General features: G+C 33.1%; 12 protein-coding genes and 1 tRNA gene. 6 read left to right on the top strand and 7 right to left on the bottom strand.

Going from position 1 to position 13,927, the window contains the following annotated elements; genetic code table 11:
• Window positions 1-29 precede the first annotated feature (29 nt).
• A complete protein-coding gene (locus tag R1F52_01890) occupies window positions 30-848 on the top strand; it encodes a class I SAM-dependent methyltransferase (GenBank protein ID WOV93403.1) in 819 nt (272 codons plus the stop codon).
• Here the strand turns inward: R1F52_01890 and R1F52_01885 are convergent.
• Window positions 845-1,189 carry a hypothetical protein gene (locus R1F52_01885; protein ID WOV93402.1) on the bottom strand — a complete coding sequence of 115 codons (345 nt, stop codon included), beginning with the start codon at window positions 1,187-1,189 and terminating at the stop codon, window positions 845-847. The genes R1F52_01890 and R1F52_01885 overlap by 4 nt on opposite strands.
• Before the next feature lie 242 nt (window positions 1,190-1,431).
• Between R1F52_01885 and R1F52_01880 the strand changes: the two genes are divergently transcribed.
• The 4 genes from R1F52_01880 to R1F52_01865 all read left to right on the top strand — a co-directional run bounded on the left by R1F52_01880 (window position 1,432) and on the right by R1F52_01865 (window position 10,354).
• Window positions 1,432-8,673 (top strand): DUF5011 domain-containing protein, encoded by a 7,242-nt coding sequence (locus R1F52_01880; GenBank protein WOV93401.1) that lies wholly within the window; start codon window positions 1,432-1,434, stop codon window positions 8,671-8,673.
• The gene (locus R1F52_01875) at window positions 8,651-9,643 is read left to right on the top strand and encodes a hypothetical protein (GenBank protein WOV93400.1); all 993 of its coding nucleotides are present in this window, start codon (window positions 8,651-8,653) and stop codon (window positions 9,641-9,643) included. Before R1F52_01880 ends, R1F52_01875 begins: the two co-directional genes overlap by 23 nt.
• Before the next feature lie 55 nt (window positions 9,644-9,698).
• Window positions 9,699-9,893, top strand: coding sequence for a DUF5011 domain-containing protein (locus R1F52_01870; protein WOV93921.1), 195 nt, complete (start codon window positions 9,699-9,701; stop codon window positions 9,891-9,893).
• Between the two features lie 230 nt (window positions 9,894-10,123).
• Window positions 10,124-10,354, top strand: a complete 231-nt coding sequence (locus tag R1F52_01865; GenBank protein ID WOV93399.1) for a hypothetical protein — start codon at window positions 10,124-10,126, stop codon at window positions 10,352-10,354.
• A gap of 139 nt (window positions 10,355-10,493) precedes the next feature.
• Here R1F52_01865 and R1F52_01860 read toward each other — a convergent pair whose 3' ends face one another.
• The 4 genes from R1F52_01860 to R1F52_01845 form a co-directional block, all read right to left on the bottom strand.
• On the bottom strand, window positions 10,494-11,258 hold the full coding sequence (locus R1F52_01860) for a class I SAM-dependent methyltransferase (GenBank protein WOV93398.1): 765 nt from the start codon (window positions 11,256-11,258) through the stop codon (window positions 10,494-10,496).
• Window positions 11,259-11,278: 20 nt separating this feature from the next.
• Window positions 11,279-11,554 (bottom strand): UPF0147 family protein, encoded by a 276-nt coding sequence (locus R1F52_01855; protein ID WOV93397.1) that lies wholly within the window; start codon window positions 11,552-11,554, stop codon window positions 11,279-11,281.
• A gap of 6 nt (window positions 11,555-11,560) precedes the next feature.
• Window positions 11,561-11,917 carry a non-heme iron oxygenase ferredoxin subunit gene (locus tag R1F52_01850; GenBank protein WOV93396.1) on the bottom strand — a complete coding sequence of 119 codons (357 nt, stop codon included), beginning with the start codon at window positions 11,915-11,917 and terminating at the stop codon, window positions 11,561-11,563.
• A gap of 107 nt (window positions 11,918-12,024) precedes the next feature.
• Window positions 12,025-12,099, bottom strand: a tRNA-Arg gene (locus R1F52_01845).
• Window positions 12,100-12,142: 43 nt separating this feature from the next.
• Here R1F52_01845 and R1F52_01840 point away from each other — a divergent pair.
• Window positions 12,143-13,315, top strand: coding sequence for an aminotransferase class I/II-fold pyridoxal phosphate-dependent enzyme (locus tag R1F52_01840; GenBank protein ID WOV93395.1), 1,173 nt, complete (start codon window positions 12,143-12,145; stop codon window positions 13,313-13,315).
• Here the strand turns inward: R1F52_01840 and R1F52_01835 are convergent.
• Together R1F52_01835 and R1F52_01830 are read right to left on the bottom strand one after the other, a co-directional pair.
• Window positions 13,312-13,710 (bottom strand): pyridoxamine 5'-phosphate oxidase family protein, encoded by a 399-nt coding sequence (locus tag R1F52_01835; protein WOV93394.1) that lies wholly within the window; start codon window positions 13,708-13,710, stop codon window positions 13,312-13,314. The genes R1F52_01840 and R1F52_01835 overlap by 4 nt on opposite strands.
• A complete protein-coding gene (locus R1F52_01830) occupies window positions 13,688-13,927 on the bottom strand; it encodes a hypothetical protein (GenBank protein ID WOV93393.1) in 240 nt (79 codons plus the stop codon). The genes R1F52_01835 and R1F52_01830 overlap by 23 nt, the downstream gene beginning before the upstream one ends.

The following is a 13,927-nucleotide window of genomic DNA, read 5'->3' as shown; positions in this document are numbered from 1 at the left end:
TTAAAATTCAAATATTTAGAGTAATTGATATGCTAGGTCTTGATGTTTTGTTTTGGATTTTACGAAGAAATGAACTTGATACCATACATCTCTACAATTATCTATCCGATGTTATGTGTTTATCCACTGGCAGTACAATGCTGAATTTTGGATACTGGGATGATCACTCTACTACACCACTAGAAGCACAAAGATCCTTGTGCAAAATTTTTGCACAACATACATCATTGAAACCAAATCAGCATATTGTAGATATAGGAAGTGGATTTGGTGTTCCAGTCAGTATTTGGAATAATTTACAAACATCATTACAGATACACTGTGTTGATATTAACGTATCAGAATTAAAACATACTAGTAATTCATTTAATCAAATAAATGCTACATCTACTTTATTGCCTTTCTCTAGCGAATCGGTGGATCATGTGTTTGCATTTGAATCTGCTCAACACTTTAAACCTCTGAATAATTTCTTTTCAGAATCTTATCGAATATTGAAGAATGATGGTATGTTATCTATTGCAATACCTGTAACCGTTGATGTAAATTTTTGTAAAATGGGAATATTGTCTTTCACATGGCTGTCTGAACACTATACAAAACAACATTTACTTCAACTAGTACAAGATAATAATTTTAAAATTATAGATTCATTTGATATTGGTAATTACGTCTATACTCCAATGTCTGATTATTATTTAAAAAATGAAAAACAACTGTGGAATGATATAAAATCTAAATATCCTTGGTATCTGAAACCAATATTGTCCACTTCTATGAAAAAGATGAAAAATTTGTATAGAGATGGAAGCATTGACTATGTCTTGTTATACTGCAAAAAAATCTAAAATATACCAAATTTACTACTTTCCATCTTTTCTTTTAATTCAATCTTTAATCTAGGTACATCTCCAATCATGTTTTTCATCCATGTCAAAAATTTTTCATCTGTGCCTTTGCCTTTTAATCTCTGGAAATCATCACCCATTTGTTGCATCAATCTTTGTACTAGAGAAATGCTAACCCCAACTACAAAAAAATGCCATCCAAACGCAAATTCTGAATCTGTAATTACAAATCTATCCTCCCCATGTGTCATCTCTTGTGCATGAGTTAGTACTGTTTTGATTTTATTTGATGCATTTTCATAGTCTGTTGTAGACACATTGACATATACGGCAGATTCCATTGTTTAATTATTTGTATAATCATGGTTAAAAATCTAATCTATATTATCATGCGTAAGTGAGTAGCACTGATTATCTATTTTGATGATACGATACACAATATGTGATGATATACATATTATATATTCACGTTAGTATTTACTTTATTTGTAAATTTTACAAAAATTTTGGATTTATATGTGTAATATCTGCAATTATGCCAGTATTATTTTATACTTAAATAGTTTAATTTGCGTCTAATTTCATGTCTCATCTATGCACACTTGGTTTAATATTCACTATACTTTTGTTTGGTATATCATATGCAAATGCCTCAGAGACTATTCCTTTCGTTTCTACTTTTGCAGGTACTGATACACGTGGTGATATTGATGACTCTGCATTAAACTCTACGTTTAATAATATCTATGATATAGAACTTGATACTAATGGAGATATGTATGTTGCAGATTTCTCTAATAGAAAGATCCGAATCATATATTCCAACGGTACTGTATCTACTTATGTAGATGGTAGGGCATTAGATGCATCTTTTACTCCATATGGAATAAAACTTGGTCATAGTGGAAATCTATATGTTACAGATTATCGTAACCATAAAATTCTAATCATACATTCCAACGGTACTGTATCTACTTATGCAGGTACCGGTGTTAGTGGAAGTCTTGACGGACCTGCATTAAATGCCACATTCAACCACCCGCGTGGACTGGAACTTGACTCTAGTGGAAATCTATATGTTACAGACACCGGTAACCATAAAATCCGAATCATATATTCCAACGGTACTGTATCTACCTATGCAGGTACCGGTGTTAGTGGAAGTCTTGATGGACCTGCATTAAATGCCACATTCCGCTACCCGTTTGGACTAGAACTTGACTCTAGTGGGAACCTATATGCTGCAGATTTTAGTAACCATAAAATCCGAATCATATATTCCAACGGTACTGTATCTACTTTTGCAGGTACCGGTGGTCATGGAAGTCTTGATGGACCTGCATTAAATGCCACATTCCACTACCCGATTGGACTAGAACTTGACTCTAGTGGAAATCTATATGTTACAGACACCGGTAACAATAAAATCCGAATCATATATTCCAACGGTACTGTATCTACTTTTGCAGGTACCGGTGCTCGTGGAAGTCTTGATGGACCTGCATTAAATGCCACATTCCGCTACCCGTTTGGACTAGAACTTGACTCTAGTGGGAACCTATATGTTTCCACCTACACCAATATACGAAAAATAACTACCAACTCGCTTCCTCCTTCACCTCTACCAATAATCACTCTTATCGGTGACAATCCGCAAATAATAGAGCGAGGCTTAAACTATACTGAACTTGGGGCTACCACAAATGATAATTCAATTATTACTATAAATGACTCATCTGTAGACACCAACACACTTGGCAACTATACTGTGATCTATTATACAATAGGTGATTCTGGGAATATTGAGTCTCTGGTAAATAGAACTGTAATCATTCGAGATTTGCCTATTCTGTATACACTTTTACTTAATGATACATTTGATTCTACACTCGATGATTGGCAATTCTTTGGTGTTACAGGATATCAAGCAACTCATAGCTCTGAGCATGGTGGTTCTGCATATATGTTTGGTAAGGCTGTGAATAAAGTGGTAGGAATTGAAAAAAATATTACTATCCCATATGCATCATCTGAAAATTTTGTATTAGATGGTGATTCCTTACTTTCATTTGATTTTAGAGCAAAATCAACTCATACTGGTTCTTCAGTAACAAATTCAAGAATTGCAGTATACGATTCTCTCACGAATGAGCTCTTATATTATGAATATTTTGTTCGTGGCAATTATTTTGACACAGAATGGAGATCATTTAATATCAATCTTGATTCATATGTGGCTGACCATAATTCCATAACTATCAAGTTACTACTTCGTGATGCTTGGTATGAACGATACGAACACCAAAATTGGTTTGATAATATACTATTAGAGGTCATGCCTGATAACAATGAACCCGTAATTACTCTATTAGGAAATAATCCTCAAAACACAAGTCTCGGATACGGCTATGTGGAATTAGGTGCTATGACTGATGATGGTTCTCCAATAGTAATAAACAATACTGAATTTATAGATGCCATAGGAACCTATTCAATTTATTATGATTCTACAGATTTGGTAGGAAATAATGCCACTCAGGTAGTTAGAACAGTAAATGTGGTAGATACCATTACACTATATCATTATACTTTTACCTCTACAACTGAAGATTGGGAACATATTGGAAGTTCCAGCTTTACAACATCTCATGATTCAGAACATGGTGGCTCTCTACATATTTATGAGAATAAAATAGATGTATATAGTACTCACAATTTTGGATCTCAAAAAACAATTAATATATCTGAGGCAAGTGATGTACTGGTATTATCTTTTGATTATAAAATAGAGGCAAATCCGGGTAACGATATTATATCCCTTACAATATATGATTCTGTTACTTTCGATTCATTATATTCAACTATTGTTACCTCTGGAGTACCAGAGACTGGTTGGAGATTATTTTCCCAAGACATCTATCCCTATGTAAACAATTCTGATAGTATTATAATATCTCTCTCTATAGTAAATGGTCTTAATATTTATAGTCTACATCCACATGGTTGGTTTGATAATATCAAACTCGATACTGTATATGTTGAGTCTGTTATAGATACTACTCCTCCAATAATCACTCTTATCGGTGACAATCCGCAAATAATAGGGCGAGGCTTAAACTATACTGAACTTGGTGCTACCACAAATGATAATTCAATTATTACTATAAATGACTCATCTGTAGATACCAACACACTTGGCAACTATACTGTGATCTATTATACAATAGGTGATTCTGGGAATATTGAGTCTCTGGTAAATAGAACTGTAATCATTCGAGATCTGCCTATTCTGTATACACTTTTACTTAATGATACATTTGATTCTACACTCGATGATTGGCAATTCTTTGGTGATACAGGATATCAAGCAATTCATAGCTCTGAGCATGGTGGTTCTGCACATGTTTTTGGTGAAGATGTGTATACAATGGCAGGAATTGAAAAAAATATTACTATCCCATATGCATCATCTGAAAATTTTGTATTATATAATGATCTCTTACTTTCACTTGATTTTAGAGTAAAAGCAACTATTACTGATTCTTCAGTAACAAATTCAAGAATTGCAGTATATGATTCTCTCACGAATGAGCTCTTATATGTTGAATATCTTGTTCGTGGAAAATATCTTGACACAGAATGGAGATCATTTAATATCAATCTTGATTCATATGTGGCTGACCACAATTCTATAACTATCAAGTTATTATTTCATGATTCTTGGCTTTTACAACACAGACAGCAAAATTGGTTTGATAATATACTATTAGAGGTCATGCCTGATATCAGTGAACCCGTAATTACTCTATTCGGAAATAATCCTCAAAACACAAGTCTCGGATACGGCTATGTGGAATTAGGTGCTATGACTGATGATGGTTCTCCAATAGTAATAAACAATACTGAATTTATAGATGCCATAGGAACCTATTCAATTTATTATGATTCTACAGATTTGGTAGGAAATGATGCCACTCAGGTAGTTAGAACAGTAAATGTGGTAGATACCATTACACTATATCATTATACTTTTACCTCTACAACTGAAGATTGGGAACATATTGGAAGTTCCAGCTTTACAACATCTCATGATTCAGAACATGGCGGCTCTCTACATATTTATGAGAATACAATAACATTTAATTCTAGCAATTTTGGATCTCAAAAAACAATTAATATATCTGAGGCAAGTGATGTACTGGTATTATCTTTTGATTATAAAATAGAGGCAAATCCGGGTAACGATATTATATCCCTTACAATATATGATTCTGTTACTTTCGATTCATTATATTCAACTATTGTTACCTCTGGAGTACCAGAGACTGGTTGGAGATTATTTTCCCAAGACATCTATCCCTATGTAAACAATTCTGATAGTATTATAATATCTCTCTCTATAAAAAATGGTTTTAATATTTATAATCAAAATCTAAATGGTTGGTTTGATAATATCAAACTCGATACTGTATATGTTGAGCCTGTTATAGATACTACTCCACTAATAATCACTCTTATCGGTGACAATCCGCAAATAATAGGGCGAGGCTTAAACTATACTGAACTTGGGGCTACCACAAATGATAATTCTATTATTACTATAAATGACTCATCTGTAGATACCAACACACTTGGCAACTATACTGTGATCTATTATACAATAGGTGATTCTGGGAATATTGAGTCTCTGGTAAATAGAACTGTAATCATTCGAGATCTGCCTATTCTGTATACACTTTTACTTAATGATACATTTGATTCTACACTCGATGATTGGCAATTCTTTGGTGATACAGGATATCAAGCAATTCATAGCTCTGAGCATGGTGGTTCTGCACATGTTTTTGGTGAAGATGTGTATACAATGGCAGGAATTGAAAAAAATATTACTATCCCATATGCATCATCTGAAAATTTTGTATTATATAATGATCTCTTACTTTCACTTGATTTTAGAGTAAAAGCAACTATTACTGATTCTTCAGTAACAAATTCAAGAATTGCAGTATATGATTCTCTCACGAATGAGCTCTTATATGTTGAATATCTTGTTCATGGAAAATATCTTGACACAGAATGGAGATCATTTGATATCAATCTTGATTCATATGTGGCTGACCACAATTCTATAACTATCAAGTTATTATTTCATGATTCTTGGCTTTTACAACACAGACAGCAAAATTGGTTTGATAATATACTATTAGAGGTCATGCCTGATAACAGTGAACCCGTAATTACTCTATTCGGAAATAATCCTCAAAACACAAGTCTCGGATACGGCTATGTGGAATTAGGTGCTATGACTGATGATGGTTCTCCAATAGTAATAAACAATACTGAATTTATAGATGCCATAGGAACCTATTCAATTTATTATGATTCTACAGATTTGGTAGGAAATGATGCCACTCAGGTAGTTAGAACAGTAAATGTGGTAGATACCATTACACTATATCATTATACTTTTACCTCTACAACTGAAGATTGGGAACATATTGGAAGTTCCAGCTTTACAACATCTCATGATTCAGAACATGGCGGCTCTCTACATATTTATGAGAATACAATAACATTTAATTCTAGCAATTTTGGATCTCAAAAAACAATTAATATATCTGAGGCAAGTGATGTACTGGTATTATCTTTTGATTATAAAATAGAGGCAAATCCGGGTAACGATATTATATCCCTTACAATATATGATTCTGTTACTTTCGATTCATTATATTCAACTATTGTTACCTCTGGAGTACCAGAGACTGGTTGGAGATTATTTTCCCAAGACATCTATCCCTATGTAAACAATTCTGATAGTATTATAATATCTCTCTCTATAAAAAATGGTTTTAATATTTATAATCAAAATCTAAATGGTTGGTTTGATAATATCAAACTCGATACTGTATATGTTGAGCCTGTTATAGATACTACTCCACTAATAATCACTCTTATCGGTGACAATCCGCAAATAATAGGGCGAGGCTTAAACTATACTGAACTTGGTGCTACCACAAATGATAATTCAATTATTACTATAAATGACTCATCTGTAGATACCAACACACTTGGCAACTATACTGTGATCTATTATACAATAGGTGATTCTGGGAATATTGAGTCTCTGGTAAATAGAACTGTAATCATTCGAGATTTGCCTATTCTGTATACACTTTTACTTAATGATACATTTGATTCTACACTCGATGATTGGCAATTCTTTGGTGATACAGGATATCAAGCAATTCATAGCTCTGAGCATGGTGGTTCTGCACATGTTTTTGGTGAAGATGTGTATACAATGGCAGGAATTGAAAAAAATATTACTATCCCATATGCATCATCTGAAAATTTTGTATTATATAATGATCTCTTACTTTCACTTGATTTTAGAGTAAAAGCAACTATTACTGATTCTTCAGTAACAAATTCAAGAATTGCAGTATATGATTCTCTCACGAATGAGCTCTTATATGTTGAATATCTTGTTCATGGAAAATATCTTGACACAGAATGGAGATCATTTGATATCAATCTTGATTCATATGTGGCTGACCACAATTCTATAACTATCAAGTTATTATTTCATGATTCTTGGCTTTTACAACACAGACAGCAAAATTGGTTTGATAATATACTATTAGAGGTCGTGCCTGATAACAGTGAACCCGTAATTACTCTATTCGGAAATAATCCTCAAAACACAAGTCTCGGATACGGCTATGTGGAATTAGGTGCTATGACTGATGATGGTTCTCCAATAGTAATAAACAATACTGAATTTATAGATGCCATAGGAACCTATTCAATTTATTATGATTCTACAGATTTGGTAGGAAATGATGCCACTCAGGTAGTTAGAACAGTAAATGTGGTAGATACCATTACACTATATCATTATACTTTTACCTCTACAACTGAAGATTGGGAACATATTGGAAGTTCCAGCTTTACAACATCTCATGATTCAGAACATGGCGGCTCTCTACATATTTATGAGAATACAATAACATTTAATTCTAGCAATTTTGGATCTCAAAAAACAATTAATATATCTGAGGCAAGTGATGTACTGGTATTATCTTTTGATTATAAAATAGAGGCAAATCCGGGTAACGATATTATATCCCTTACAATATATGATTCTGTTACTTTCGATTCATTATATTCAACTATTGTTACCTCTGGAGTACCAGAGACTGGTTGGAGATTATTTTCCCAAGACATCTATCCCTATGTAAACAATTCTGATAGTATTATAATATCTCTCTCTATAAGAAATGGTTTTAATATTTATAATCAAAATCTAAATGGTTGGTTTGATAATATCAAACTCGATACTGTATATGTTGAGCCTGTTATAGATACTACTCCACCAATAATCACTCTTATCGGTAACAATCCGCAAATAATAGAGCAAGGCTTAAACTATACTGAACTTGGTGCTACCACAAATGATAATTCTATTATTACTATAAATGACTCATCTGTAGATACCAACACACTTGGCAACTATACTGTGATCTATTATACAATAGGTGATTCTGGGAATATTGAGTCTCTGGTAAATAGAACTGTAATCATTCGAGATCTGCCTATTCTGTATACACTTTTACTTAATGATACATTTGATTCTACACTCGATGATTGGCAATTCTTTGGTGATACAGGATATCAAGCAATTCATAGCTCTGAGCATGGTGGTTCTGCACATGTTTTTGGTGAAGATGTGTATACAATGGCAGGAATTGAAAAAAATATTACTATCCCATATGCATCATCTGAAAATTTTGTATTATATAATGATTCTCTTACTTTCACTTGATTTTAGAGTAAAAGCAACTATTACTGATTCTTCAGTAACAAATTCAAGAATTGCAGTATATGATTCTCTCACGAATGAGCTCTTATATGTTGAATATCTTGTTCATGGAAAATATCTTGACACAGAATGGAGATCATTTAATATCAATCTTGATTCATATGTGGCTGACCACAATTCTATAACTATCAAGTTATTATTTCATGATTCTTGGCTTTTACAACACAGACAGCAAAATTGGTTTGATAATATACTATTAGAGGTCATGCCTGATATCAGTGAACCCGTAATTACTCTATTCGGAAATAATCCTCAAAACACAAGTCTCGGATACGGCTATGTGGAATTAGGTGCTATGACTGATGATGGTTCTCCAATAGTAATAAACAATACTGAATTTATAGATGCCATAGGAACCTATTCAATTTATTATGATTCTACAGATTTGGTAGGAAATGATGCCACTCAGGTAGTTAGAACAGTAAATGTGGTAGATACCATTACACTATATCATTATACTTTTACCTCTACAACTGAAGATTGGGAACATATTGGAAGTTCCAGCTTTACAACATCTCATGATTCAGAACATGGCGGCTCTCTACATATTTATGAGAATACAATAACATTTAATTCTAGCAATTTTGGATCTCAAAAAACAATTAATATATCTGAGGCAAGTGATGTACTGGTATTATCTTTTGATTATAAAATAGAGGCAAATCCGGGTAACGATATTATATCCCTTACAATATATGATTCTGTTACTTTCGATTCATTATATTCAACTATTGTTACCTCTGGAGTACCAGAGACTGGTTGGAGATTATTTTCCCAAGACATCTATCCCTATGTAAACAATTCTGATAGTATTATAATATCTCTCTCTATAAGAAATGGTTTTAATATTTATAATCAAAATCTAAATGGTTGGTTTGATAATATCAAACTCGATACTGTATATGTTGAGTAAGTCTGTTATAGATACTACTCCATCAATAATCACTCTTGTTGGTGTTAATTCATAAATTCTAATTCTTGGAACAAGTTATGTAGAATTGGTGGCTACCACAGATGACAATTCTCCAGTAATTTCAAATAGTCAAGAATTCACCAATGCAGTGGGTAGTTATACGATATACTACTCTGCTACAGACTCTTATGGTAATACCGCTATTCCGGTCTCTAGGACAGTTTACGTAATAGATACGAATCTTAGTTAAATTTTAATCTCTCTTGATTCATTATCTGCTTGGAATATAATTTCCAATGGTGGAGATGGATGGACTGCCAACTCTGATGGATTTCATACTTCATAGATGGAATGAGAAAAGTCAAATCATACCAATTTCATCATCTTTAAAACAGATATATTCAAATTCGACTTTACATTTGTTTTATCTAAAGAATATTCAAAGACATACTGTGGATTTGGTGATAAGTATATCTTACCATGAAACTTTTAGATTCTGCCGGTTCTGTAATACAAGCAAATTCCACAGGAGTTATTGATATTGGTGGAGAATGTACTTGGTCTAGAGATTGGAAGACGGCTACTTTATCTCTGTCTGCAAATATTGATTCTGTATCTAGTGTCTATGTTGAACATGGTAGTGTTTCTGGAGAATATTGGGCTGGCCACTATGGTCCAAGTATGAGAGGAACATCTTTCACACATTCTTGATTTTCTTATACATTTGTATATTTTTAATTTCCACATACTATTCATCATTCTAAATTCCAAATTATGAAAATTCATCATTTGAAATGATTACCTAGTTGATTAATATTGAAAACTGATTATTATGACTATTTATGATGTGTCATTTATCATTCAATAAATGCTCTACCTCAATTCCAAAATGCTCCTCTAATATTCTCATGTATGTCTTTATTGGTAATGGAATTTCTTTTCCACATGCTACTCCCATATTCCGTGCATTGATCCAAATGTTAATAGTTTGTAATATGGTTAGAAATCTATCATTTTCAGAATTTATGGGCTCTATTGCATGTGTGTATAGTTCTGCGTTTTCCCATGCTGTTACAAAATCTATACAATCTACTCCAAATATTGCCTTGACTTGATCTTTAATGTCTGTCATTTTTTTAAATGGTGTCTTGCATATTATGTATGGGAATTTTACCATATCTGGCAAACAATTAGGAAGTGGTCCCCAAATTGTGATTATTCTACAATTGTCTAGTTTTTCAAATTTCTGCATCATGTCTGTAATGATTTTATCGTCTGTAAACCAAAACAAAATTACTGCTCCTTGTATAATGTCTACTGTTCTTATGTCATTACATTCTAGTGTTACGTCTGCTAGACTTACTTTTTGCAATTTTTCCTGTGCCTGTTTTATCTTGTTTTGATCCGAATCTACTCCAATGACTCTTTTCACATTAAATTTCTCCAACGCAATTTTCAATCCACTACCATCTCCACACCCCAAGTGATAGAATGTGTCCTCTTTACTCAAACCTGCAAACGTAAACATCTCCTCAAATGAATGATCTGGTAATTGTATGTCATTTCCAGACATTACTGTCTGTGGTAGCGATTTTAGATACTCTTCAATCTTCAAGTGTATTCTGTCTTGTCATCTTAAACCTGTTCCCTTATGGACTCTAGCTTTGAGACTGCTTGCCATAATGTCACTCTGATGTGTGATGGGATGTTTGGATCTTGTGTTATATCATCCAATGAACTCACTGCATTTGCCGCACATACTGATATAGAATATTTATTCTCTTTCAACTCTGTAATCATATCTGTAATATTTTTTCTCACTGTTTTAGGAGTTGTATAATTTGAAGCTATTTGATTTAAAATTCCTAGCGCCTCCTCTAATATTTTTTTATTGGTTTCATCATCTGCCATGTTTAATCATTCCTCTAAATTTACAAATACATGTCCATCTTTAATTTCAGTTTTGTAAAAACCAAGATCATTAATTTTTGCTGGGAATTTTTTTAATTTCCCATCAGAACAATCAAATTCTGCACCGTGCCAACCACAAGTTATGATACCGTCTTGTAATTTTCCCTCTGACAGACTTGAACCTGCATGGGTACATGTATCATTTATGGCATAAAACGTTCCATCTTTATTTATAATTAATATTTCTCTTTGTTCATGTGTTATTTTGTGCATTGTACCTGCAGCGATATCATCTACTAAACCTGCATCAATGCTAATCATTATAATATTAGCCCAAGCGTCATTCTTAATAATTTTTGTCATGCTCCTGACTTTAATCACTCATTTTACGGTCATTTGAGGATGATACTAATCATATCTTTATTCGTCTCTGAATTTCTCTATTATCCTTGTTGTCCGGTATGTCTAGAAGGGCTCGGAGGGCTTCGATCCCTCGACCTAGCGGTTCGAAGCCGCTCGCACTATCCAGACTGTGCTACGAGTCCAAACAAGTAGAATTTTAACAGGTCTAAATATCTGTCTAAAATAATGAAGATCTCAAGTAAAGTAATGAATGTAGAATACGCTATACGTGATATTGTATTAAAAGCTAGACTCTTAGAACAACAAGGAAAAACAGTACACTACTTTAACATCGGAGATCCTGCACAATATGGTTTTCAACCCCCAGAGAACGTACGTCAAGCTTTCATTAATGCAATAAATAATAATGAAAATTACTATTGTCCTTCTGAGGGTATTCCTGAATTACGATTTGCAATTGCCAAAAAAGAACATGCAAAGGGACTTGATATCACTCTAGATGATATCCAAGTTACAGCAGGTGTATCTGAAGGACTAGATATGCTAAGCTCTACTCTTGTTGAAGATGGTGATGAAGTTTTGTTGCCAGGTCCCTACTATCCACCATATGCATCATACATACGATTACATGGAGGAATTCCAATAGAGTATAAAGTAGATTTGGAAACATCCAAACCTGATCTTGATGATATTCGTTCCAAAATTACTTCCAAGACTATTGCACTATTCATAATTAATCCAAACAATCCTACTGGCGCAGTATTTAGTGAACAGTCATTATATGATTCTGTATCAATTGCCAATGAACATGATTTGTATATTGTGTGTGATGAAATTTATGATCAAATTGTATTTGACAAATTTTCAGGCATAGGCAAGGTTGCTAAAGACTCTCCGGTGATCGTTTTAAATGGCTTCTCCAAAGTTCATCTCATGACAGGATGGCGATTGGGCTATATTGCATTCAACGGGGCCTCTCCAAAATTAGATCTAGTCAAAGAGCATTTGCCAAAACTTGCCCGTGTACGACTATGCACTACCACACCTGTTCAATATGCAGCAATTGAATCTTTAAATGGTCCACAAGAATATATCAAAACTTTTGTAGCAGAATTAAAAATACGTAGAGATTTGGTAGTAAAAAGATTTAATGAAATTCCAAATTTGTCTTGTCCAAATCCAAGTGGCGCATTTTATGTATTTCCAAAAATTATAAACAACAAGTATAAAACTGATTATGCCTTTGTCCTAGAGTTATTAAACAAAGAAGGAATACTCACTGTTCATGGCTCCGGTTTTGGAGAGACATACGGTAAAGATCATTTTAGATTTGTATATCTGGCAGACATTGAAAAATTAAATTTTGCCCTTGATAAAATTAATCATTTCATGTCTTAATAAGACCATGACGAAGATGCTCTTTCACTTACTTGTATGATACAATCTGTATCTTTTAATAATTTTTGTGCCGCTTCATTTTCTAATGAATTATAGTATCTATCTAGTATCTCTTTTGCGATTTTCTCTACTATTTTTTTCTGTGTAATAATTTCAGCGTATCCTGTAATCATCACCCCGTTGATGTCAGGGGAATTAATTCCAACATCAATCAGTAGGCATACATTTGGATTTTTCATTATATTATGTACCTTTTTTGTACGTGTATTTGTCCCAATGTGAAACAAATTAGAGGTAAATCTATACCACACAGGCACAATGTGAGGAGTTTCATCCCTGCCAACCGTGGCTAATCTTAGAACCTTTTGTTCTTTAAGAAATTTGTCTTTGTCCATTTTTTGTAAATCCTATTCCAATTAATATTGCTCCAAATATGATCATTCCTATTGAGATTTTTTCATTAGTAATTTCACTGGAAAATAAAAAATCTATTACAAAATCATATCCCCAAATGAATAGTTCTCTGACTAGAGTAATCAGCGCCATTATTATGAATAATGAACCAATAGCTGTGTACCAATTTCTTCCTCTACGGTAGTATGTTTCACTCAT

Source organism: Nitrosopumilaceae archaeon AB1(1) (assembly GCA_033471095.1).
Taxonomy (GTDB): domain Archaea; phylum Thermoproteota; class Nitrososphaeria; order Nitrososphaerales; family Nitrosopumilaceae; genus Nitrosoabyssus; species Nitrosoabyssus spongiisocia.
Note: the sequence above shows the minus strand (reverse complement) of the source record. Positions and strands in the feature narration are given on the sequence as shown.